The sequence below is a fragment of the Halobacillus sp. ABR2_026 genome (assembly GCF_056158545.1).
This window is the reverse complement of the sequence record NZ_JBSWTM010000001.1, coordinates 3,098,942-3,120,359: the sequence shown is the minus strand read 5'-3', so window position 1 is coordinate 3,120,359 and position 21,418 is coordinate 3,098,942. Positions and strand designations below refer to the sequence as shown.

Sequence of the window (21,418 nt, the reverse complement as noted above, 5' to 3'; positions counted from 1 at the left end):
ATTTATTTACATATGAAGCTATAATTCGATAAGAGAAAAGTTATGGACAAGTTTGATTTGGAGGGGATTTTGTGGGGATTGTCATTTTGGTAGTGGTCGTAATGTTTTTGAGTGGAGCCTTCGCGACGCCGGTGGTCAAGGGAAAGATCGGTGAAGCGAAGGTTTCTTTTCTGCTTCAGACTCTGAATGAAAACGAGTATTGTGTGATGAACGATCTTTTACTAGAGACAGAGCGGGGGACGACACAAATTGATCATGTCGTTGTTTCTATATACGGAGTGTTTGTGATTGAAACGAAGAATTATCGAGGGTGGATTTATGGGGATGAAAAAAATAAGAAATGGACGCAGGCCATTTACAAACGAGAATATAAGTTTATGAATCCGATCCATCAAAATTATGGTCACATGAAAAGCTTAGAGGAAGTATTGGGAAAAACCTATACGCATCCTTATTGTTCAATCGTATCCTTCAGCTCCAAGTCCACGCTCAAGGAAATTTCCATTGCTTCGCCACTCGTTCATGTTGTGAATCATTTAGACCTGCTTGCCCTTATCAAAAGATATGATGAACGACTAATTTCCAACGCTCATATGAAGGGGATCGTTTATGCTTTGAACCACTATAATATCAAGGGTAAAGAAGCGAGAGTTCAACACGTCCAAAGGATTAAATGGAAACAAGAAAAGAGGAAAGAAAAAGTTAAAAAAATGGAGTGCCCTGATTGTGGCGGACAACTCATCGACCGGATCGGTAAGTATGGCGCTTACAAAGGATGCCAGGAATTCCCGACATGCCGCTTCACATCCAGTCGCATGTAAATAACAAGGAAAAAAATGGTGCACCAGGTCATCCAATAAATGGATAATATAAAACAAATATAATGCGTAATTATTCTTTTGAAATAAAATTACAGTATATTAAAACATATGTTGACATAATAATTCATAGATTTTATAATGATACCAACAAAGGTTGGAGGAAGTCTATGGAATATTTACTTGGTATTGATGGTGGAGGTACGAAAACGACCTGTTTGTTCCTTGAAGCTCATCACGCTACATATCCTGAACAACCTAAAGTCGTCCAGGGCCCTGGAACGAATCCTCATCAAGTAGGCTTTGAGGAATCTTCTCATCGGTTGAAGGCTCTGATTGAAAAAGGGATGCAAATGTTCCACTTAGATTCTGCACAAATCGTTGGCATCGGTTTCGGACTTGCGGGTATTGGAAGGCCTGAAGATGAAGAACAGATGAAAAGGATGGTCCAGAATCTTTTTTTACGGTCTTCATTTTCTGAAAATTGCAACATATGGGTTGGTTCTGATAGTGTAGCGGCTCTAAAAGGAGCACTCTCTCCTAATGATTCGTCCGGAATTCTAATCATATCGGGAACAGGGTCCAATGCTGTTGGTATTGATTCTCGTGGTGCTCTCTATCGATGCGGAGGCTGGGGGCATCTGATCGGGGATGAAGGCAGTGGCTATTCCCTTTCTTTGAAAGCGCTATCATCAGTGGCGAAAGCCGCTGATGGGCGGGGGCGTGAAACGCTCCTCACCCGGCTATTGCTGGATAAGCTGAAGCTGGAAAAGGAGGAGGATCTTGTTCGGTATATGTATGGCCGCCCCTATGGAAAACATGAAATTGCCAGGCTGGCTGAATGCGTCATTGAAGCGTCAGCGAAAGAAGATGCTGTGGCGATCCAACTTCTGAAAGAAGCGGCTGATGAGCTTGTCCTTCATGTGGAGAGTATAGTCAGGCAGGGGGTTCAAACAGGCGCCACTATTACTGCAGCAGGGTCTATCTTCAAACACTCGAAATTGTTGAAACAGCATTTCATTCGCCAGATCGAGACGAAAGGCTACGGTGTCTTCAAGGAACCTTTGGCTCCCCCAGAGTTTGGAGCAGCGATGCTGGCATTATCTGATAATCACGAAAGGCGGTGCTGACGGTGACGGATTCGTTAACGTTCCTGACGACAGAAAAGCGAAATGAACGCACAAAAAATATGGATGAAATGACAACCTCAGAGATTTTAAAAGTGATGAATGCAGAGGACTACAAAGTGGCAGAAGCGGTGAAGGCCGTCCTTCCTTCCATTACGAAGGCTGTGGATCATACGGCTGCTTCATTGAAAAAAGGAGGGCGCCTTTTTTATGTAGGAGCGGGGACGAGTGGAAGGCTCGGGATATTGGATGCTTCCGAGTGCCCACCGACTTTCTTAGTGGACCCTGACATGGTCCAGGCCGTCATGGCTGGCGGAGGGGAAGCGTTCATGAAAGCGAGCGAAAACTCTGAAGATGATGCCTCCCAAGGTGAAAAGGACCTCCAGGCTAAGAAGTTGACTTCCAAAGACGTGGTGGTCGGCATAACGGCTAGTGGCCGCACACCTTTCCCCATCGGCGCTCTTAAACACGCACGTTCTGTCGGCGCTTATACGATTTCCTTATCGTGCAATGAACAATCTGAAATTAGCGGCTTTGCAGACTGTCCGATAGAAGTGATCGTAGGTCCTGAAGTATTGACAGGCTCTACACGTTTGAAAGCAGCGACGGCTCACAAAATGGTGTTGAACATGATAAGTACGACAGTCATGGTCAAACTTGGGAAAGTTTATGAGAATTTAATGGTGGATGTCCACGCAAGTAACCATAAATTGAGGGAGCGGGCAAAGAGCATTCTGATGGAAAGTACGTCTGCGACTTATGAGGAAGCAGAAGAAACATTACAGCTCGCCCATTTGCAAGTGAAGCCGGCGGTCATCATGTTGAAGCTTGGCGTTTCCTACGACCAGGCAAGGCGGCTACTTCAGGAGAATGAGGAGAATCTACGAAAAGCAATGAAGGAATATGACTGATTTGAAGACCATATTTCATGGTTTCAAATATATTTTCCAATCAAAAAGGGGGAGCTTATGTTGAGCATGTGGCGGAAAACATCTGCTTGGTTGATGATGGGGGTTTTATTGGCTTTCTTGTTGCTTGTCGGGTGTGCACCTGGAGCGGGTACGGAAGAGACGGAGAGTGAAGGTGGCGAGGAGGAATCGACTTCTGATTCTGGAGAGTCTGGTTCCATTTCTGGAGAACTTGAAATTCAATATTTTGTAGGAGGATACGGAGATTCCTGGTGGAAGGAAGTCATCGCTGATTTCCAAGAAGAATATCCTGATGTCACCATCACGGAACATGCAGGCCCTAATATCAATGAAGAAATGAGGTCGCGCTGGGTGTCCGATGATCCACCTGATGTCGTATATATTGATGGAGCGGGATCCAGTGAAACGCAGATGGTTGAAGATGGGCAGCTGATGAACTTGACGGAATGGTTGAATGGGATTGAATTGGAAGATGGTTCGGCTCTAAGTGAGAGCTTCATCGTCGACCCTTCCACTTATGATGGTGAAATTCACAGCCTGCCCCTCGTTTTTGACACATGGGGAACGTGGTATGACAATGCCTGGTTCGAAGAGAAGGGCTGGGATGTGCCTAAGGATTTCCCAAGCTTTATGGATACGATGAGCGAAATTAAAGAATCTGAAGGAATGGAACCGTTCGTGACGACCGGACAGTATCCTTATTATTTCCTCCGCGGAGTTCTTTACCCTGCCTTCGGGGCAGCTGGAGGGGATGAGCTTCTTAATGATGTCATTACAGGTAAAGAAGGCGCCTGGACAAGTGAGCCTGTATTGAATGTCATGAAAAAAGTCGAACAGATGCAGCAGGAAGGTATGATTGACTCAGGCTTTGGTGCCTTGAACCATACTCAGTCCCAAATGAACTTCCTGCTTCATGACAATGCGTTTATTCCTGTAGGCTTCTGGCTTCCGAATGAAATGGCCAATGATACGCCGGAAGATTTCGAATATGGGTTCATTCCATCTCCTATGCAGGATGAAGGCGAACCTTATGCGATTGTCCCGGACCTTCGCCCATTAGCCATTGCTGAAAAAGCAGAAAATCCTGATGCAGCCAAAGCTTTTGTTGAGTTTGTATTCACAAAAGAATATGCGAAGAGCTTTTCTGAACATACGGGGGCGATTATGAACCTTCAAGGCGTTGATCTTGCTTCCAGTGAGGAAGTCCCTCCATTCTTAATCGAAGCAAACAAGATGATCAATGACCCTGAACAAGTTCAAATTCACCAAAAGCCTCACCCGATGAGTTCAGAGCTTGAGACACCAATCAGTAACTCACTTGTATCGTTGATGCTCGGAAATATTTCAGCAGAAGAATTCGTAGAAGAAGCTGAAAAAGCGGCGGCGGATTACCGCAGCAGCTTGGAGTAAAAGAGATGTGGAATGTGGAGGCGCGTGTCTTCACATTCCATTTTCCACATGAATCCCGGCATGAGCCAATCAACGGCGGGAATCGAACGTTCCTGCTGTTGATTGACCTATGCTTCGGATACTCATTCCTACAAAAGAAAGAGGTGTTTGTTATGGTACAGTCCAAGCGGCAGCGGAATATGTTCCTTGCGTTTTGTCTTATTCCTACCTTCGTTTTGTTTGCTGTATTTACATTGTACCCTTTGTTCAATGGACTTTATTATTCTTTCTTCCGTTGGTCAGGAGCATCGTCGCTTGCAGAATTCGTAGGCTTTGATAACTATCGACGCCTTTTTACGGATGGCATCATTCCGCGCACTATTTGGCATGATTACTTTCTCGTGATTACAAAAGTGATCGGCATTATGATTCTATCCACTTTTTTTGCAGTGGCGTTGACACAAATGAAGATCAAAGAAGCCCCATTTTACCGGATTGTATTCTTCTTCCCGAACATCATGTCTGTTGTCGTCATCGGTATTCTTTGGATGTTCATCTACAACCCGAGTCTCGGTCTTGTGAACTCAGGACTTGAATTAATAGGTCTGGAAAGTTGGACACGTCCATGGCTTGGGAGTGAAGACTGGGCGCTGCCGAGTCTTGTTCTTCCGTCTGTATGGGCAGGAATCGGTTTGTTTATGCTCATGCTTATGGGCGGAATATCAAATATTTCAAAGAGCTACTACGAAGCGGCGGAAATTGATGGAGCTACGGAATGGCAGCAATTTTGGAAAGTGACGCTGCCTTTGATCTGGCCTCAAATCAAAATTTCAATTTTGTATATCATTATTACGACATTGAATGGTTCTTTCATCATCGTCCAGGTCATGACCAAAGGAGGGCCGAACAATTCTACCCATGTAATGGGCTCCTATTTATATGAGCAGGCTTTCGTGAAATATAACTTTGGTTATGGTGCGACGATCGGCGTTATGATTTTGATTTTGTCGCTTGTGACTGTTTTGATCATGCAGTTTCTTATGAGAAGAGAGAAAGTAGAGTACTGATAGGCAGGAGGGGAATAGAGTGAAGAAAGGGAGCTTTTTTTCAAGAACGATCGTTCGTATCCCACTGATCATATGGTCGCTCGCTGTTTTATATCCAATTTTTTGGATGGTTCTTGGGGCCTTCAAATCCAATGCTGAAATCTATGCAAATCCATGGGGATTGCCGGAATCCTTCAGTTTCAGTAATTTTGTCAATGCGTGGAGCAACTATAACATTGATACGAGTGTGTTCAACAGTTTCATTGTGACAGGTCTCGGCGCGACTCTGACCCTTGCCATGGCCATCCCGACGTCCTATGCGCTTGAGCGGATGAGGTTCAGAGGTAATCGGCTGTTGTTTACGTTATATATTTCCGCCATGATGATTCCTATGGTCCTCGGTTGGATTCCTTTATTCTTTTTATTGATGCAGCTGAACCTTCTGGATAATATTTTTGGTTTAAGTATTGTCTATGCGGTCAGTCAGCTGCCGTTCAGTATTTTTGTTCTGACGAGCTTTATGGCAACGATTCCGAAGTCTTTGGAAGAAGCGGCCGCTATTGATGGAATGTCTCCTTACGGGATTCTGTGGAAAATCATTACCCCTCTTTCGACAACCGGCATTATTACCGTTACGATTATGAATATGATCCAGTTTTGGAACGAATATTTCATGGCGCTGATTTTTCTTCAAACCGAAGAAAACTATACGCTCGCTCTTGCCATTGATTATATCAGCAATGAAACCCAATATACGAATGCATGGGGGACGCTGTTTGCGAGCCTTGTCATTGCCATCGTTCCCGTCATTGTTCTGTATGCGATTTTCCAACGAAGAATTGTTAAAGGAATGACTGAAGGAGCCATTAAAGGATAAGTGTGGTGTTGATATTGAAAAATTCACTTACAGGCGGTCTAGTCATTTTGAAAGAGATGAAAGACAAGCTTCCGCCTTCTGAAAAAAAGATTGCCGAATTTATACTGGATCAGCCTCATGAAGCGATCCACTGCACGGCTACCCAATTGGGGGAATTGAGCTTAACAAGTAGTGCAGCTGTCATACGGTTGTGTAAATCCCTTGGTCTGAAAGGGCTGCAGGAGTTGAAACTGCGAATTTCTGGGGATTTGCAAAAAAAACCCGAGGCGCGGTACCGGGATATTCAACCGGGAGAAGCATCGGATTCGATTGTAGAAAAAATAACAAGCAACAGTCTGCAGGCCATTCAGGAGACGACGGAAATGGTCGATTACCGGAGTTTGTCTGAAGCGGTGCGCTTGTTGAAGGATGCAGGGTCGATCCACTTTTTTGGAGTAGGAGCTTCGGGGATTATTGCTCAGGATGCTCAGCAGAAATTCCTGCGAATGAACAAGCCGACCTCTGCGTTTACCGATATGCATAATGCAGCGATGAATATTGCCAACGTAAACTCGAACGATGTCGTTTTCGGTATTTCGTTTTCGGGGGAAACTCATGAAACAGCAAAGATAATGGAGATCGCCCGGAAGAAGGGTGCTCGGACGATCAGCTTGACACGGTATGGACAGTCTCCCGTGACGGACTATGCGGATGTATCTTTATATATCTCGGCATCGCGAGAGATTCCAGCCCCTTTTCGAAGCGGAGCCACCTCTTCGCGTTTAGCTCAGCTACATATGATTGATATTTTATTTGTAAATGTTGTGACCGAACAGTGGGACCTTGCATCGGAATACTTTCATGAAATAACGGATGTCATGGATTTGTTGAAAGAGAAACATAAAAAAGGCTAAGGAGGAAACTTCTATGGAACCATGGTTGGAAGAATTGCAGACTTTGATCCCGAAGGGTCGGGTGCTGACGGCGCTCGCTGACCGGCATAGTTATAGTTTTGATGCGTCATTCGGAGAACATCTTCCCGATGCTGTCGTACAAGTAAAAGACAAACATGAAGTCGCGGATGTTTTAAAGCTTGCTAACCGTTATAAAGTGCCGGTGCATCCTCGTGGTTCAGGAACGTGTCTGAGCGGCGGCCCTCTTCCTGTCCATGGAGGGATGGTGCTTGATTTGTCCCAATTCCCTGCTGTTATCGACCTTAGTCCAAGGGATTTGACGGTGAACGTAACCCCTAGTGTGCTGACGGGGAACATTAATAAAGCGGCAGAGGAACACGGACTTATGTATGCTCCTGACCCAAGCAGTGCCCATGTAGCAACAATCGGCGGGAATCTCGCAGAAAACTCAGGCGGCCCCCGCGGGTTAAAGTACGGGGTAACAAAGGACCATGTGCTCGGTTTGGAGGTCGTCACCCCTGAAGGAGAAGTGATCCGAACGGGGGGACGTACGATCAAGAATGTCACAGGAATTGATCTGACAAAATTGATTGTCGGTTCAGAAGGGACGCTTGGCGTGATTGTGGGAGCCACTTTAAAACTGATGCCAAAGCCACCGGCTGTACAGACGATGATGGTAGCGTTTGATGAGGTAAGAAAAGCCGGGGAAGCCATTTCACAAACCCTTACTTCAGGAATTCTTCCTGCCAAAATGGAATTCATGGATCAGGCTTGTATTGCCGCGGTCGAAAATTTTCAGCCCGTCGGCCTGCCTGTGAATGCAGCAGCGATCATCATTATCGAACTGGATGGCCATCCAGAGACTCTCCGCGCGGAGCGGAACTTGATTGAAGACATCATGAAAGGTATGGGAGCCAAAGAAATCATCATCCCTAAAAGTGATGAAGAAGCCGCCAAGCTTTGGCATGCCCGAAAGCAGGTTTCCCCTGCGATTGCAAAGATCAAACCGACGAAAGTTTCCGAGGACGCAACTGTCCCACGTAGTAAAATTCCTGACTTCATGGACAGGCTCGAACTCATCAAGGAAAAGTACGGCCTGGAAGTGGTCGCTTTCGGGCACGCAGGAGACGGGAATCTGCATCCGAATATATTGTGTGACAAGCGTAATCCGGAAGAAATGAAGCTCGTGGAACAAGCGGTAGAGGAAATGTTTCAGGCCGCTCTAGATCTTGGAGGGACGTTGTCAGGAGAGCATGGGATCGGTACGATGAAAGCGCCATTTATGGAGCTTGAACTTGGTGAAGCAGGGTTGGATATGATGAAACGAATCAAAGACAGTTGGGATCCGAACGGAATTTTGAACCCGGGAAAAGTGTTCCCTGAGAAAGGACAGAAGTTGGTGCTTCATCATGAATAGTACATTAAAGGAAAAGTTGAACTATGATCTGACGTTTGACTGTGTTCAATGTGGTTACTGTCTGCCTGCGTGCCCCACTTATGAAACGATGGAGAAGGAAACCCACTCTCCGAGAGGGCGCATCAACCTCGTGAAAATGGTGGCCGAAGGGAAAGCTTCGGTTGAAGATTTGAAAGAACCGATTGAAAAATGCCTGGGTTGCATGGCGTGTACGACGGTGTGTCCGACGAACGTCCAATACGGAGAGATTTTTGAAAGAGCAAAACAGGTCATTGATGATCATGAACCCCATTCGCGAATGGAGAATTTTTTATTCCAATCTTTCTTCCCTTCATCCGAGTGGATGGATACATTAGGGAACGCGACTTGGCTTTATCAGAAGAGCGGCCTGCAAAAAGTTTCCCAGCGTTTTGGTCTGACAAAACGAGCGCCACTACGGATTCATGAGTTTGAAGCGGCAATACCGGAGATGCCTTCACCAAAAAGAAGACGTAAGGAGCGGTCGAACCGTTATGTCCGTTCTCGCCCTGCAGCTGCGAAGGTAGGCTTTTTCAAAGGATGTGTGATGGACAGCGTTTTTTTCGATACCAACCAACGGACGATTGAACTGTTATTGAGAAGCGGTGCAGAAGTAGTGCTCCCCGATCGTCAAACCTGCTGCGGCGCCCTTCATGCCCACTCAGGAAAAGTGGATCAATCCAAAGAACTTGCGAAACGGAATATCGAAGCTTTTGAAGAAGAAGGTTTCGATTACGTCGTAAACAACGCAGGGGGATGTGGCGCCCGCCTGATCGAATATTCACATCTGTTTGATGAAGGGACAGCATGGCGGGAGAGAGCCGAACGATTTGTTGAACGTGTGAAGGATATATCAGAAGTACTTGTTGAAATAGACGGGCTCACTTTTGAAAAAGAACTGCATCGAACGGTCACCTATCAACCTTCCTGCCACTTACGAAACGTACAGCACGTGATTGAGGAGCCGTTGGAATTGATCCGCCGGATTCCAGGAATTGAACTTAGGCAATTGGAGCGGCCGGAGTTCTGCTGTGGTTCTGCAGGGGTCTACAACATTGTCAATTATGAAGACTCTATGCATATATTAGATGTCAAAATGAAGGATGTATGCGGATCAGGTGCAGAGGGCATTGTGACTTCAAATCCAGGCTGCCAGCTTCAGATGAAGCTTGGGGTTGAGCGTGAAGGGTTAGAGATGGAAACTGTGCACCTCGTTGATTTATTAATGGAGGCGGACCCGAAGCCAAAGAAGTAAGACGATCTCTTTAGGAGGTCGTCTTTTTTTGTTGGGGGAGGTGATGGGAATTAGCAGGTTGTGACCGTTTATTAGCGCCTTTTAGAGTTTTATTAGCGATTTTGGTCGTTTTATTAGCGACTTCACGGGTGATATTAGCGAAAATGTTCATTTTATTAGCATTTCAAATGATACACCCGACCTTTGTTCTTTCCCTCATACCTTAATCCGAGATTCTTTAATATCCTCTGAGCCGTATGAATGGAATGGATCATCAGAAAGGCTCTTAGATCCTTGCTCGTAATTACAGGATCAAACAATAAACAGTAATCCTTTAACGCTTGGAGGTGAGCGGTTTTATCCTTGTGTTCACAGTGAGGGCATTTCCATTTTCCATGCTCCCATATCATAGCCAACCATCGACAGGCCGGGCAGAAAACGCCCTTTTTAAGGTGACACTCCTTAATGGCGAGTTTACGCATGTAGTTAAAATGATAAGGCTTGTGGGACTGGAGAATCTCACGGCAAAAATCTGTAACTATAGATGGAGAAAAAGGTTGTCCTTGGTGTTTATCAGCTATATTTTGGATTCTTTCAGGGAGTGTCTCTGTCCGAATGACAATATCTAACGAAGGGTCATCCGTCTGGATCGAGGTTGCTGGATGACTGTTTGCAACGAGACAGTAGATAGGGATTTCGGGGAAGTCTTTCCATTTAAGCCAATGTTGGAGCTGTCTACGGTGCCTGCGCACTTGGAGGACAGGGTCGGAAAATGTTTGGGATTCATCATCCCTGGTCCTTGATAGAAAATTAAACTGTTGATTGTAAAATAAATCTCCTCCGATGTTTTTTGCTTCAATGATAAGGATCCATGCATCGGTTAAGATTAAGCCGTCCATTTGAAAGTGGTGGGTGCCGTCGAAAAGGCGAAGGTGATGAAAGATTTGATAATGATCAGGGAGGAAAGAGAGAGGGTAGTCGAGGGCGATTTCTCCTTTATGGCCGGAGAGGCGGACTTTTAATAGTTCTTTCGCCTTTGATGATTGAGGGTGTTCTTCCTGTAGGCGTCTTTCGATCGCTTGTAACTGTTCAATATCGCGGGGAAATGTTCTTGTTTTAATAATCATGGCATCGTTCCTTTCAGGAAAGACGAATCCTGCCGGGAAGGCAGGATTCATGGACTTTCGATCAATTGTAACCCAATCGAAGAAAGAGCGGTTTTTAAATTCGGTACTGTTCTTGGCTTAGATTTGGTCAACACGTTCGTTTGAATCTCTCTCTGTGCAATTTCCGGCGTAATCCCTGTCAGAATTGCTTCAATTCCCATGACTTGAAGGGCATGGATCAGTTTGGGGAGCATTTCAGAGAAAAATTGATCACTGACGACCAAACCTGACAGATCAAGGACAAAATGATCGATATCATTCTCTTTACCATAGGTCAAAACATCACTAAGTAATTTATCCGCCCGTTCCTCATCGACAATCCCTTGAATGGGTATTACGGAAATTCCTTCTGTTATAGGTATGATGGGTACATTCATTAATCCCATATTGTAATGGGTCTGGTCCAGATCAATCATATGAGCAAGAACGGAAGCGATGGTTTGAAGAAATTCTACGTCTTCTTCATCAAAATCTTTTTCTTCCCTGTCCATCACACATAATGTTCCGAACACACTTCCTTTGAGATCTCTAAGCGTAACCCCAAGGTACCCTTTCACCTTTAAAAGGGATGAAGCTTCCATTTCCCTTGTGAACTGGTCTTCCATCAGGTTGTTTGTATTAAGTATGTTATTTTCGTCATTAATGACCAAGCGACAGTGACTTTCGTTATAATCAATGGTGAACCCTTCTGGAACAATTTCTTCTTCTTTATTTAATGAACTTAAGACAGTCATGGAGTCTTTCCCCCGCATGGTGATATACGCGGTCTGGACATTCAGTCTTCTCGTAATGACTTCAAAAATCTTTTGAGCAGCTGATTTAAGAGACTGGTATTGCTCTGATCTCAAGTGATATTCTACCGCCATGTAAAACCTTCCCTTACACAAAATTAGGAACTATACCCCATTATACCCTATTACCCTTTGAAGCTGAGATTAATCCTTAAATTCTTCATTTATTTGTCGTAATCGTGAGATATTTGATAGAAAATAATGAAATAGTGAGTGATTTTATGAAATATTTCCTAAAACCCAGTTTTTCCCCTTAAAAGGGTGAAATATATATTATTCAGAAAATTTGCATTAGTAGTAAAATTTGAGATAATAGAGGTCACATAATAAAAGGGGGAAATATGAATGAAAGCAAAATGGTACTTATTCATTATGGTCATCGCTTTAAGTATGCTACTTGCTGCCTGTGGCAGTGACAGTGACACAGGGTCCTCAGGGGACTCTGGTGATTCCGGAGACTCTGGAGGAGAGACATATTCAGTAGCTACGGATAACAACTTTGTCCCGTTCGAGTTCATGAATGAGGAGACGGGGGAGATGGAAGGTTTCGATATTGATTTGATCAAGGCGATTGCCGATGAGGCAGGATTTAATATCGAAATTGAATCTATGAAATTTGATGGAGTAGTCGCAGGCATGCAGTCTGGACGCTACGACATTGGAATTGCAGGTATGACAATAACAGATGAACGTAAGGAGACTATTGATTTCTCTGATCCGTATTACGATGCTGGTCTCATGCTTGCCGTAAGCGCGGACAATGATGAAATTCAATCTGAGGACAATCTGGCCGGTAAAAAGGTGGGGACTCGTTCCGGTACAACGAGTGAGACATACATTAGAGAAAATCACCCGGATGCAGAATTAATCACATTCCCGGGAATCGTAGAAGCTTATATGGATCTTGAATCCGGTCGTTTGGATGCGGTCATGTATGACGTTCCCAACGTTCAGTATTATGTAGCTAACGACTCTGAAGGTTTGAAAACGGCGGGTGATATTCTCCAGGGTGAGCAATACGGAATCGCTTTTCCTAAGGATTCCGAACTTGTGAGCGATGTGAATGAAGCTCTTCAGACTTTAATTGATAACGGAACCTATGATGATATCTATGAAGAATGGTTCGGTGAGCGTAAATACGGCACAGAATCATCCGAGTAATAGAGCAAAGCTGATCAGATAAAGCGTAGCAAGTGATTGGCTTGTTACGCTTTTTCCATGAGTGGAATGGTTGGCACGATTCATTACACAAATCAAAACACAAGGAGCGAATACATCTATGGAGTTCATTACGGAATCGCACTATTACCGTGTCATGCCGTTTTTGCTGGAGGGTTTGGTGTGGACATTACTCATCACTTTCGTCGGATTGCTCATCGGATTTGTCCTCGGGGCGATTTTCGGTTTTGCACGATTGTCTAAAAGTAAAATCATTTATGGAATCGCGACTGTTTATGTTGAGGCGGTACGTGGTACGCCTATCCTCGCCCAAATCTTATTCATTTATTTCGGTTTATCTGATTTGACAGGCATCAATATTGATAAAATTACGGCTTCCATCATAGCAATCGCCATTAATGCCGGTGCATACATAGCTGAAATTGTCCGTGGTGCCGTTTATTCGATTGACAAAGGACAGGAAGAAGCCGGACGGTCCATCGGTCTTACCCGCAATCAAACCATGCGCTACATTATTTGGCCGCAGGCGTTCAGAAGGATGATTCCGCCACTTGGAAATCAGTTTGTCATCAGCTTGAAGGATACCTCTTTGTTCTCGGTCATTGCTGTGGGTGAGCTGCTTTACATGGGGCAGCAATATTACGGAATGACCTTCCAGGCCTTTCAGGCGTTGACGATGGTTTGTGTGATGTACTTGATTATTACGGTACCGACTGCCGTGTACTTGAGACGAGTGGAAAGGAGACTGGATGTCTAATGATTACTGTCAAAGATCTGCATAAATCATTCGGTTCCAACGAAGTCTTGAAAGGAATCGATGCTGAAATCAAGGAAAAAGAAGTCGTTTGTGTGATTGGACCATCGGGGTCAGGGAAAAGTACCTTTCTTCGCTGCTTGAACTTACTGGAAGAGGTAACTTCCGGAGATGTTATCATTCAAGGCGATCACCTGACGGATCCCAAAATAAATATTAATGATGTACGCTCCAGGGTTGGGATGGTGTTTCAGCACTTCAATCTGTTTCCGCACAAAACCGTGCTAGAAAACATTACGATCGGCCCCGTCAAAGTTAAAAAGATGAAAAAAGCAGAGGCTGAAAAAGTAGCCCGCCCGCTTCTTGAAAAAGTAGGGTTAAGCGATAAAGCCGACGCTTATCCGGAAAGCTTATCCGGCGGCCAGAAGCAGCGTGTAGCGATTGCGCGTTCTCTCGCGATGGAGCCAAGTATTATGCTGTTCGACGAACCGACGTCTGCGCTCGACCCTGAACTTGTGGGTGATGTATTGGCTGTCATGAAAGATCTGGCAAAGGAAGGCATGACGATGGTAGTTGTTACCCACGAAATGGGGTTTGCACGTGAAGTAGGGGACCGGGTCTTATTTATGGATGAAGGAATCATCATGGAAGAGGATGTGCCGGAGAATTTATTCGGCAATCCACAAAACCCAAGAACTCAGGAATTCTTAAGTAAAGTCCTATAAGAAAAATCCGCAGGCCGGATGGTCTGCAGATTTTTTTACGATCTTCAGAAAAGGTAATAGGATGATACAAAATAAAGCAGGACAATAAGTAAGGATGGAGCTCCATATTTGATAAAGTGCTCGACTCTCCCTCGGATCATCATAAAAATGATCAGAACCATCATGGCCATGAATAAAATGGCGACAGATAGGTTTCCTCCTGATGTCGTACTTAAAATGGGAGCTTTTTGATAGAAAATGTCTGTAATGGCAAGTAGCTGTAAGTTGAATAAGTTACTGCCCAATATTGATCCAGCGGCCATATTATAATTGCCGATTTTAAAGGCTGCAAGAACAGTGACAAGTTCCGGAAGGGAAGTGGAAGCGGCAATCAAAAAGCTGCCGACGAAGCTTGAACTCATCCCCGTCTGCTGAGCTAATGCATCCCCGGATATCGAAAGAACACTTCCTGCAGCGAACACAACGAGAGCGCTGACTGCAAATCCAATATTTGCTCTTTTTAGCGATATCCCGTCACTCGTAGCCGCAGCTTCATCCATTTCCTCTTTATCCTTGTTTTCAAAAAACTTCACAGTGGCTATATACAATCCAACAAGAATGAACATTTCAATCCCAACATTGAAGATCGATACCGTTGAGCTCATGAAAAGAGCGGTGGCTACGACGACTGTGAAAAGTATACTGGCAATGGCAGCCGGCATATGGTCTGTTTTTTCAATCCTATTGAACATTTGATGCTTTCGGTAAATGAGGTCGACAGCTGCGAGAATCAGAACGTTAAACACATTGCTGCCGAGCATGTTCCCGACGGCGATATCAGGGTTATCGATGTACACCGCCGTTAAACTGGTGGTAAGTTCCGGCAGGGAAGTGGCTCCTGCAATAAGAAAAGTGCCGACGACTGCACCGCTCAGTTTAGATTTTTGACTGATGACATCGCCATAGCGGTTGAGCTTTACAGCAGCAAATACGACGACAGCAGCGGATACAGCGAATAATAGGGCGTTCATATTTTTCATCCTCCTATCGGGCCAATAAAAAAGACCTTGGCCCTTATTCAATCAGGCCAAGGTCTTGCGTACTATGGTCATAGTTTGATGAGCCGAGTGGTGGTCCACTGAAATGACGACTCATCAACCGTGTTGCACGGTCGCTACTCCCCTTGTTACCAATAATATAGCGGAATTTTACTAGGACGTCAAAGGTAGTCTCTCCTTTGAATGCTTTTTACTTATAATGGGTAGAGCTATTTAATATAGATAGGATTTCGAGGTTTTTTTCGATTGTTGGGGATCCGTGAAAAGGAATGCTGTTCGTGAAGGGGGGCGTTGAACCCTTTTTAGGAATAGCGGGTGTCGAAACCCTCTTTTGAATGAATGGGATTGTTGCACCAGGAAGATTATCTTTCAAGAAAACTAATAAAAAAAGCGGCCACCCGGCCGCTTTTTTTAGATTAATAGTTTACAGCGTCATAAGAGTTGATTAGGCCGTGCTCGAAGTAGGAGCCGGTCCCGGAAATTGGGTCTGCTGTTTGTTCGATAGCTGCACGGATGTTGCTGTTGGAACGCCCTTGGGATGCAAGAAGTCCAGCAAGTCCGGCAACGTGTGGGGAAGCCATGGATGTACCTGACATGTAGGCATATCCGCTGTTTGGTACAGTGGAGGCAATGTCAACACCAGGGGCTGTTACATCGACCCATGTTCCATAGTTAGAGAAAGAGGCCTTGTTGTTGTTGCTGTCAACAGCACCAACAGCGATGACATTATTATAGGAAGCTGGTTCAAACGTTGTAGATACACCGTCGTTACCCGCGGCAGCTACTACGACAGAACCTTTGCCCCATGCATAGTTAACGGCATCTTCAAGTGTCTGTGTATCACAGTTACAGCCAAGAGACAGGTTGATGACTTCTGCTCCAGCATCCGCAGAATAACGAATGGCATCAGCAATGTCATACAAAGAACCATTTCCGCTTGCATCAAGAGCACGGACAGCAAGAATTTTCGTATCTGGTGCCATTCCAGCAACACCAGCATTGTTATTCGTTTCTGCTGCTGCTGTTCCTGCAACGTGAGTACCGTGGCTGTTCAAGTCCATTGGATCATAGTCTTCATCTACAAAGTCATACCCTTTGATTGTTTTATCATTAAGGTCTGGGTGATTGTAGTCAACACCAGAGTCGATGATGGCAATTTCCTGACTGCTGCTTCCGCGTGTGATGTCCCACGCAGCTTCTGTGTCTGTGTTTTGTGGACCGTACTGGTATCCACTATAGTAAGTATCATTTGGTGACCATGAAACTTCGAAAACGTAGTTTGGTTCTGCATATTCAACGTTAGGGTTTTTGCTGAGAGCTTTTGCTACGGCTTCTACGTTTCCTACTTTAAGTACTTTTACTTGGGAGTTGACGAAGGAGCGTTTTTCCGTCACTTCATCTGCACCGTATTTTTCCAATTGTTTTGCGTTGAGAGATTTGCCGTTTTTAAATTTAACGACAACTTCTCCTTTGACGAACTCTTCTTTCTCATCCTGTACGTTCACTTTGTTCAGTGACTCCGGCTCGGAATCAGCGAACACCTGACCTGTTGTCGGCACAAGGGCTAATGAGGCTGCGAGTGACAATGTTGCTAACTTTTTGAACTTCAAATACAATTCCTCCTTAAAAGTTTATACTCTACTAATTCTAAGATTTTCGCCGTTTTCCTTCAAAATACGGGTTGGGATAGTCGGAGGAATATAGGCCGGTTAAGTGATCTTTTTGAATGTGGATATTCCCAAGTTTTTGTGGGCGAAAAGGGTCTTGGGGCTTATATAAATGTAAATGAGTGGTAATTTTTGGGGGTATCATGAAATTTTCACGTATCGAGTTAAATTTTTGTGAAAAATGGGGGGGAACAATGAAGGGGGATTTTGCTACATGTTTCGTAGGTTTCTTCTTTTTTGTGACCTTTTTCTGCCAGTTTATAAAGAATTTTCTGTATTGAATTCAACACTTATATGGAAGGTTTTCGTTCTTTACCTCTGGGAATATTGGAAAGTAGACAGATGTGAAGAGGTAGTAGAATGAGTTGGCAGATCATCCTATGATAACTTTTCTCGGTGACAGAAAAGTAGATTCTGGTTTAGTAGGGACAGGAAATATCTGTCTGCATTATTACTTGATATGAAAATTTTATAAAAATAAGGAAACAACCTGGAGATTGCTAGTTGACCGTGGTAAGATAGCAAAGGCTTTATGTTCATATATAACAAGTAAAGGATGATTAAAATGGCTAGAGAAAAAATCGAGTCTATTTTTCTATTGCGTCTCTTTGCCATGGTCATGGTTGTGTTGGTTCACGTAACAGCTTCATATGTGTCCGTCCTACCACCCGACGGAGATGCTTACACTAAATATCATTTTATTAATAGAATTATACGAATAGAAGCTGGAATTTTCATTATGATTACAGCAATGGTATTTTTCTATAAATATATTAGTCAAAAAATGGACGGCGCTGAGTTAAAATCTTTTTATAAAAAGAGAGCTTTATATATCGTCTTTCCGTATATCGTATGGGCCTTATTCTATGAAGCTCTTTCTGTGTATATAGGCGTTGTCAGCTTTGACTTAGGCGAGATGGGAATGCGTATATTAAAAGGAGAGTCTTTCTACCAGCTCCATTTTATTTTTCTAATTGTGCAATTCTACCTGTTTTTCCCGGCTGTATTATTTATAGTGCAAAAGATAGCATTTTTCCGGAAATATTTGTGGCTGTTTGGAATGGTCATTTCTTTATCCTATTATTTCTTGAATAGTGAATTCGAACTGATTCCTTTCACTTTTTTCCTGAGTAGTATGGGCCCATATTTACTTGGAGCCTGGATTGGAATTAACTTTAAAGAACAGAAACAAAAAGCCTTCCGTAAATCTACTGCTGTTTGGGCAGTAGTGGCAGGAATTGCGGGTATTGCAACAGTGCAGCTTCACTATCACCTATATATTGTTTCGACTTTTTATTTGCCTGGGTGGGTCTATTTATTAGTGAACCTGATGTTTATGATGACTGGAAGTTACGCGATGTTCCGCCTGATGGAATGGATCGCCTTTAAATGGAAGCCAGTACTTCCATATGTGAAAAATATAGCGGTTTACTCCTTTGGTTTTTATTTACTTCACCCGTTTGTATTGAAAGTAGTTGCCCGAATCATTCCAACCCCTAATAATTACTGGTTCCATATAGGGATTTCCCTGCGATTACTTTTGACTCTGTTTTTGTGCTATTCCATTATATGGTTGACGCATCGGTATTTCCCATTTGCCAGTTTGATCTTTGGTAAACTGCCACAGGGGAAACCACGATTTTTGGGAATTAAACGACCAGTTAAGAAATATGAAGAAGCAAAATCATCTGCACAGTAAGAAAGGAGTTTAGTCTCCTTTCTTTTTTATGTATTTGGAGAAGTATTTTTTGTTCGGATTATGACGTACGGAAGAATAGGCCTTATTTAAATAATCTAATGGAAGATCGCAATTGAAACATCTTTCTATTGTTGATATTTTCAGAAAAATCTGTATACAGCATTGAATTCCGAGAGAAAAGTAATATATAATACATTTAAATGTAAACGCATACATAATTTTGGAGATTGAGGAGGGTTTTTGTGAGTGGCATATGGTTAGCGGTTGTTGGAGGTCTCGTCTTTTTTCTAGGTTATCGGTATTATTCGAAGTTTATTGCAGAGAAAATCTATCGTTTGGAACCGAATTACGTAACTCCGGCCCATCAGTATAAGGATGGGGTCGACTTTGTCCCGACGAATAAATTCGTTTTATGGGGTCACCATTTCACTTCGGTCGCAGGCGCAGCCCCGATTGTTGGACCGGCCATTGCGGTCTACTGGGGATGGCTGCCGGCAGTGCTTTGGGTATTGCTTGGAACCGTTTTTGCTGCAGGAGTTCATGATTTTGGGACATTGGTTTTATCCGTCCGCAATAAAGGCCAGTCGATTGGGACACTGGCAAGTAAGTTGATCGGTCAAAAAGCGAAAGTCCTGTTTTTATTCATCATTTTACTATTGGTTCTCATGGTAAATGCTGTTTTCGCCTGGGTCATTGCGAATCTGTTCATTTCTTTCCCAGCTAGTGTCGTATCTGTATTCATTCAAATCCCACTGGCCATCTGGATTGGTTACAGCGTTTATAAAAAGCAGGGGAATATGCTGCTTCCTTCCGTCGTAGCGCTTGCGGTCATGTACTTAGCAGCCATTGTTGCCAGTTATGTCCCTGCCCTGCAGATTGACCTCGTCCGCTATTTTGGAGGAGAAGGGGCTTCCGCATTATTCGGACTTAGTGCAACTTCTACAGCTTTTTTAGTGTGGATTGTCGTGTTGATGGTTTACGTCTATATCGCTTCGACTCTTCCTGTATGGAAATTGTTGCAGCCGAGGGATTATATCAATTCCCACCAGTTGATTGTCGGGCTGGGTCTATTGTATTTAGGTCTGTTGTTCACAAATCCTGAAATAACGGCACCTGTAACCAACGCATCTGCAGATACATCGTGGTTCCCGCTGCTGTTTATTACGATTGCTTGTGGAGCGATTTCAGGATTCCACGGCCTTGTCTCATCAGGAACGTCTTCAAAGCAATTGAATAAAGAGACCGACGCACGTTTTGTCGGTTATTTAGGTTCTGTCGGTGAAGGAGCTTTAGCCCTTGTAGCGATTATCGCTGTGGTCACCTTCTTCCCGACCGCAGGAGAATTTACGGCCACCTACAGTGGTTTCCAAGCGGCAAGTGGAGCAGGTCTCAATGTCTTTATCCAGGGTGCCGGGCAATTAGCTTCAGGACTTGGCATTCCTTCATCTGTCGCTGCAACCATTGTGTCTGTCATTGTCGTTAGTTTCGCTGCAACTACCCTTGATTCGTCCGTCCGGTTGATGCGGTATATTATTGCAGAGCTTGGAACGGAATATAAAGTGACACCTCTTACGAAGACCCACGTCGCTACAACAGTAGCTGTTGTATCCAGTGCGGCACTGACATTGATTCCTCAAGGTCCAAAAGGATTCGGTTCCGGCGGGTACTTACTATGGCCGCTGTTCGGGACGTCCAATCAGCTTCTGGCGGGAATCAGCCTACTGCTTGTATCGATTTGGCTGAAGCAGCAGGGACGTAATTATCTTCCTACAATCATTCCCATGGTCTTTCTTATGTTTATGACCTTATGGGCAATGATTGATCAGGTGGTGACCGAATGGGCACCTTGGAATGAAGGAAGTGACTGGATGCTGTTCACATTCGGGGCTATCATTCTTGTCTTTACGTTATGGATTCTGATCACCGCCGTTTCAACCATCAGTGGCAACCGAAAAAACTCGATTGAAAAGAGTGCTTAACTAAAAAAGCCGGCATCTGTCGGCTTTTTTTGCCTTGAAAGGAGAGGAGACACCATGAAGGAAGTCATAATCATCCGTCCGGAGAAAGAAATAGGCATGGGGTGCTGTGGTGGGATCTGCAGCGATGATGATGGGTTGATCAACATGAAAGAGGAGTTCCAGCCTTACGACCATGACCGTCTTAAACTCGGGGAATGGTATAGAGAGAATGTGATGGAGAATTGTAGAGACCTCCAGGTAGATTATGTAGATCCAAGAAACCTCCTGGCAATCCTTGTATATTTTTTCCGCCACGTGAAAAGCGGAAATATATCGTTTCAGAGTGCTTTAAGATCTGTTTTTTTCCGCATCCGTTACCAAAGTATTTTCATTGATGGTACATGTGTGAACATGGAGGAGGGTGAGGCATGGAAATAAAGTTTTCTTTAAAACGTTTGTTCGAATTCTATGATGAAGTGTTGAGTCTCCCTCACAAACAGGAAATTGCCAGAGAATTGAGGGACGAGGATGACCTCTTTTTACTTCTTGTGTACTCAGACTTGTTAGGGATTCCAAATCCAGCTTTTTATTATACGTTAGAGTTGTATCCGCATATCATTGAAAAGTTTCACGACTGGCATTTGCGAATGGGGATGGAAAAGTCTCCACTCGATGGCATTCGTTGTTGTTAGAG

The 21,418-nt window shown here is 44.1% G+C and carries 20 protein-coding genes; 16 read left to right on the top strand and 4 right to left on the bottom strand.

All coding sequences use genetic code 11. The features are described from left to right. The first annotated feature begins 71 nt into the window (after positions 1-71). The 9 genes from ACXADE_RS16150 to ACXADE_RS16110 all read left to right on the top strand — a co-directional run bounded on the left by ACXADE_RS16150 (position 72) and on the right by ACXADE_RS16110 (position 9,769). On the top strand, positions 72-821 hold the full coding sequence (locus tag ACXADE_RS16150; RefSeq protein ID WP_474981454.1) for a nuclease-related domain-containing protein: 750 nt from the start codon (positions 72-74) through the stop codon (positions 819-821). A gap of 167 nt (positions 822-988) precedes the next feature. Continuing rightward, complete coding sequence (locus tag ACXADE_RS16145) at positions 989-1,948, top strand: N-acetylglucosamine kinase (protein ID WP_474981453.1); 960 nt, start codon at positions 989-991, stop codon at positions 1,946-1,948. 2 nt (positions 1,949-1,950) lie between these two features. Next, positions 1,951-2,856: an N-acetylmuramic acid 6-phosphate etherase gene (gene murQ, locus ACXADE_RS16140; protein ID WP_474981452.1), complete on the top strand. Its 906-nt coding sequence runs from the start codon at positions 1,951-1,953 to the stop codon at positions 2,854-2,856. A gap of 57 nt (positions 2,857-2,913) precedes the next feature. Further along, entirely contained in the window at positions 2,914-4,284 is a 1,371-nt protein-coding gene (locus ACXADE_RS16135) for an extracellular solute-binding protein (RefSeq protein WP_474981451.1), read from the top strand. 152 nt (positions 4,285-4,436) lie between these two features. Continuing rightward, positions 4,437-5,330 carry a carbohydrate ABC transporter permease gene (locus ACXADE_RS16130; RefSeq protein WP_474982250.1) on the top strand — a complete coding sequence of 298 codons (894 nt, stop codon included), beginning with the start codon at positions 4,437-4,439 and terminating at the stop codon, positions 5,328-5,330. 19 nt (positions 5,331-5,349) lie between these two features. Then, positions 5,350-6,186, top strand: a complete 837-nt coding sequence (locus tag ACXADE_RS16125; RefSeq protein ID WP_474981450.1) for a carbohydrate ABC transporter permease — start codon at positions 5,350-5,352, stop codon at positions 6,184-6,186. A gap of 14 nt (positions 6,187-6,200) precedes the next feature. After that, the gene (locus tag ACXADE_RS16120) at positions 6,201-7,079 is read left to right on the top strand and encodes a MurR/RpiR family transcriptional regulator (RefSeq protein ID WP_474982249.1); all 879 of its coding nucleotides are present in this window, start codon (positions 6,201-6,203) and stop codon (positions 7,077-7,079) included. Between the two features lie 13 nt (positions 7,080-7,092). Continuing rightward, complete coding sequence (locus ACXADE_RS16115; protein ID WP_474981449.1) at positions 7,093-8,496, top strand: FAD-binding oxidoreductase; 1,404 nt, start codon at positions 7,093-7,095, stop codon at positions 8,494-8,496. After that, complete coding sequence (locus tag ACXADE_RS16110) at positions 8,489-9,769, top strand: (Fe-S)-binding protein (RefSeq protein WP_474981448.1); 1,281 nt, start codon at positions 8,489-8,491, stop codon at positions 9,767-9,769. The genes ACXADE_RS16115 and ACXADE_RS16110 overlap by 8 nt, the downstream gene beginning before the upstream one ends. Before the next feature lie 155 nt (positions 9,770-9,924). Here the strand turns inward: ACXADE_RS16110 and ACXADE_RS16105 are convergent, their stop codons facing one another. Together ACXADE_RS16105 and ACXADE_RS16100 are read right to left on the bottom strand one after the other, a co-directional pair. Further along, positions 9,925-10,875, bottom strand: a complete 951-nt coding sequence (locus ACXADE_RS16105; RefSeq protein ID WP_474981447.1) for a nuclease-related domain-containing protein — start codon at positions 10,873-10,875, stop codon at positions 9,925-9,927. Between the two features lie 47 nt (positions 10,876-10,922). Beyond that, the gene (locus ACXADE_RS16100) at positions 10,923-11,780 is read right to left on the bottom strand and encodes a GAF domain-containing protein (RefSeq protein ID WP_474981446.1); all 858 of its coding nucleotides are present in this window, start codon (positions 11,778-11,780) and stop codon (positions 10,923-10,925) included. Positions 11,781-12,050: 270 nt separating this feature from the next. On the opposite strand from ACXADE_RS16100, the gene ACXADE_RS16095 reads away from it, so the two are divergent. The 3 genes from ACXADE_RS16095 to ACXADE_RS16085 all read left to right on the top strand — a co-directional run bounded on the left by ACXADE_RS16095 (position 12,051) and on the right by ACXADE_RS16085 (position 14,363). Continuing rightward, complete coding sequence (locus ACXADE_RS16095) at positions 12,051-12,866, top strand: glutamine ABC transporter substrate-binding protein (protein ID WP_474981445.1); 816 nt, start codon at positions 12,051-12,053, stop codon at positions 12,864-12,866. A gap of 118 nt (positions 12,867-12,984) precedes the next feature. Then, entirely contained in the window at positions 12,985-13,641 is a 657-nt protein-coding gene (locus ACXADE_RS16090) for an amino acid ABC transporter permease (protein WP_474982248.1), read from the top strand. Then, a complete protein-coding gene (locus tag ACXADE_RS16085; protein ID WP_474981444.1) occupies positions 13,641-14,363 on the top strand; it encodes an amino acid ABC transporter ATP-binding protein in 723 nt (240 codons plus the stop codon). The genes ACXADE_RS16090 and ACXADE_RS16085 overlap by 1 nt, the downstream gene beginning before the upstream one ends. A gap of 44 nt (positions 14,364-14,407) precedes the next feature. Here ACXADE_RS16085 and ACXADE_RS16080 read toward each other — a convergent pair whose 3' ends face one another. Both ACXADE_RS16080 and ACXADE_RS16075 read right to left on the bottom strand, forming a co-directional pair. Beyond that, positions 14,408-15,373: a sodium:calcium antiporter gene (locus ACXADE_RS16080; RefSeq protein ID WP_474981443.1), complete on the bottom strand. Its 966-nt coding sequence runs from the start codon at positions 15,371-15,373 to the stop codon at positions 14,408-14,410. Between the two features lie 443 nt (positions 15,374-15,816). Next, positions 15,817-17,010, bottom strand: a complete 1,194-nt coding sequence (locus ACXADE_RS16075) for a S8 family peptidase (RefSeq protein WP_474981442.1) — start codon at positions 17,008-17,010, stop codon at positions 15,817-15,819. A 622-nt stretch (positions 17,011-17,632) separates the two neighbouring features. Between ACXADE_RS16075 and ACXADE_RS16070 the strand changes: the two genes are divergently transcribed. The 4 genes from ACXADE_RS16070 to ACXADE_RS16055 all read left to right on the top strand — a co-directional run bounded on the left by ACXADE_RS16070 (position 17,633) and on the right by ACXADE_RS16055 (position 21,416). Beyond that, a complete protein-coding gene (locus ACXADE_RS16070; protein ID WP_474981441.1) occupies positions 17,633-18,766 on the top strand; it encodes an acyltransferase in 1,134 nt (377 codons plus the stop codon). Between the two features lie 242 nt (positions 18,767-19,008). Further along, positions 19,009-20,745 carry a carbon starvation CstA family protein gene (locus tag ACXADE_RS16065; protein ID WP_474981440.1) on the top strand — a complete coding sequence of 579 codons (1,737 nt, stop codon included), beginning with the start codon at positions 19,009-19,011 and terminating at the stop codon, positions 20,743-20,745. Between the two features lie 54 nt (positions 20,746-20,799). After that, positions 20,800-21,162, top strand: coding sequence for a hypothetical protein (locus ACXADE_RS16060; protein WP_474981439.1), 363 nt, complete (start codon positions 20,800-20,802; stop codon positions 21,160-21,162). Continuing rightward, positions 21,153-21,416: a cory-CC-star protein gene (locus ACXADE_RS16055; protein ID WP_474981438.1), complete on the top strand. Its 264-nt coding sequence runs from the start codon at positions 21,153-21,155 to the stop codon at positions 21,414-21,416. Before ACXADE_RS16060 ends, ACXADE_RS16055 begins: the two co-directional genes overlap by 10 nt. Positions 21,417-21,418: the final 2 nt, after the last annotated feature.

What these genes read in the sequence shown, in the direction of transcription:
- ACXADE_RS16145 (WP_474981453.1), top strand. Translation starts at nt 989, where the DNA reads ATGGAATATTTACTTGGTATTGATGGTGGAGGTACGAAAACGACCTGT.
- ACXADE_RS16105 (WP_474981447.1), bottom strand. Translation starts at nt 10,875, where the DNA reads ATGATTATTAAAACAAGAACATTTCCCCGCGATATTGAACAGTTACAA.
- ACXADE_RS16135 (WP_474981451.1), top strand. Translation starts at nt 2,914, where the DNA reads ATGTTGAGCATGTGGCGGAAAACATCTGCTTGGTTGATGATGGGGGTT.
- ACXADE_RS16090 (WP_474982248.1), top strand. Translation starts at nt 12,985, where the DNA reads ATGGAGTTCATTACGGAATCGCACTATTACCGTGTCATGCCGTTTTTG.
- ACXADE_RS16110 (WP_474981448.1), top strand. Translation starts at nt 8,489, where the DNA reads ATGAATAGTACATTAAAGGAAAAGTTGAACTATGATCTGACGTTTGAC.
- ACXADE_RS16055 (WP_474981438.1), top strand. Translation starts at nt 21,153, where the DNA reads ATGGAAATAAAGTTTTCTTTAAAACGTTTGTTCGAATTCTATGATGAA.
- ACXADE_RS16095 (WP_474981445.1), top strand. Translation starts at nt 12,051, where the DNA reads ATGAAAGCAAAATGGTACTTATTCATTATGGTCATCGCTTTAAGTATG.
- ACXADE_RS16100 (WP_474981446.1), bottom strand. Translation starts at nt 11,780, where the DNA reads ATGGCGGTAGAATATCACTTGAGATCAGAGCAATACCAGTCTCTTAAA.
- ACXADE_RS16130 (WP_474982250.1), top strand. Translation starts at nt 4,437, where the DNA reads ATGGTACAGTCCAAGCGGCAGCGGAATATGTTCCTTGCGTTTTGTCTT.
- ACXADE_RS16060 (WP_474981439.1), top strand. Translation starts at nt 20,800, where the DNA reads ATGAAGGAAGTCATAATCATCCGTCCGGAGAAAGAAATAGGCATGGGG.
- ACXADE_RS16115 (WP_474981449.1), top strand. Translation starts at nt 7,093, where the DNA reads ATGGAACCATGGTTGGAAGAATTGCAGACTTTGATCCCGAAGGGTCGG.
- ACXADE_RS16070 (WP_474981441.1), top strand. Translation starts at nt 17,633, where the DNA reads ATGGCTAGAGAAAAAATCGAGTCTATTTTTCTATTGCGTCTCTTTGCC.
- ACXADE_RS16080 (WP_474981443.1), bottom strand. Translation starts at nt 15,373, where the DNA reads ATGAACGCCCTATTATTCGCTGTATCCGCTGCTGTCGTCGTATTTGCT.
- ACXADE_RS16085 (WP_474981444.1), top strand. Translation starts at nt 13,641, where the DNA reads ATGATTACTGTCAAAGATCTGCATAAATCATTCGGTTCCAACGAAGTC.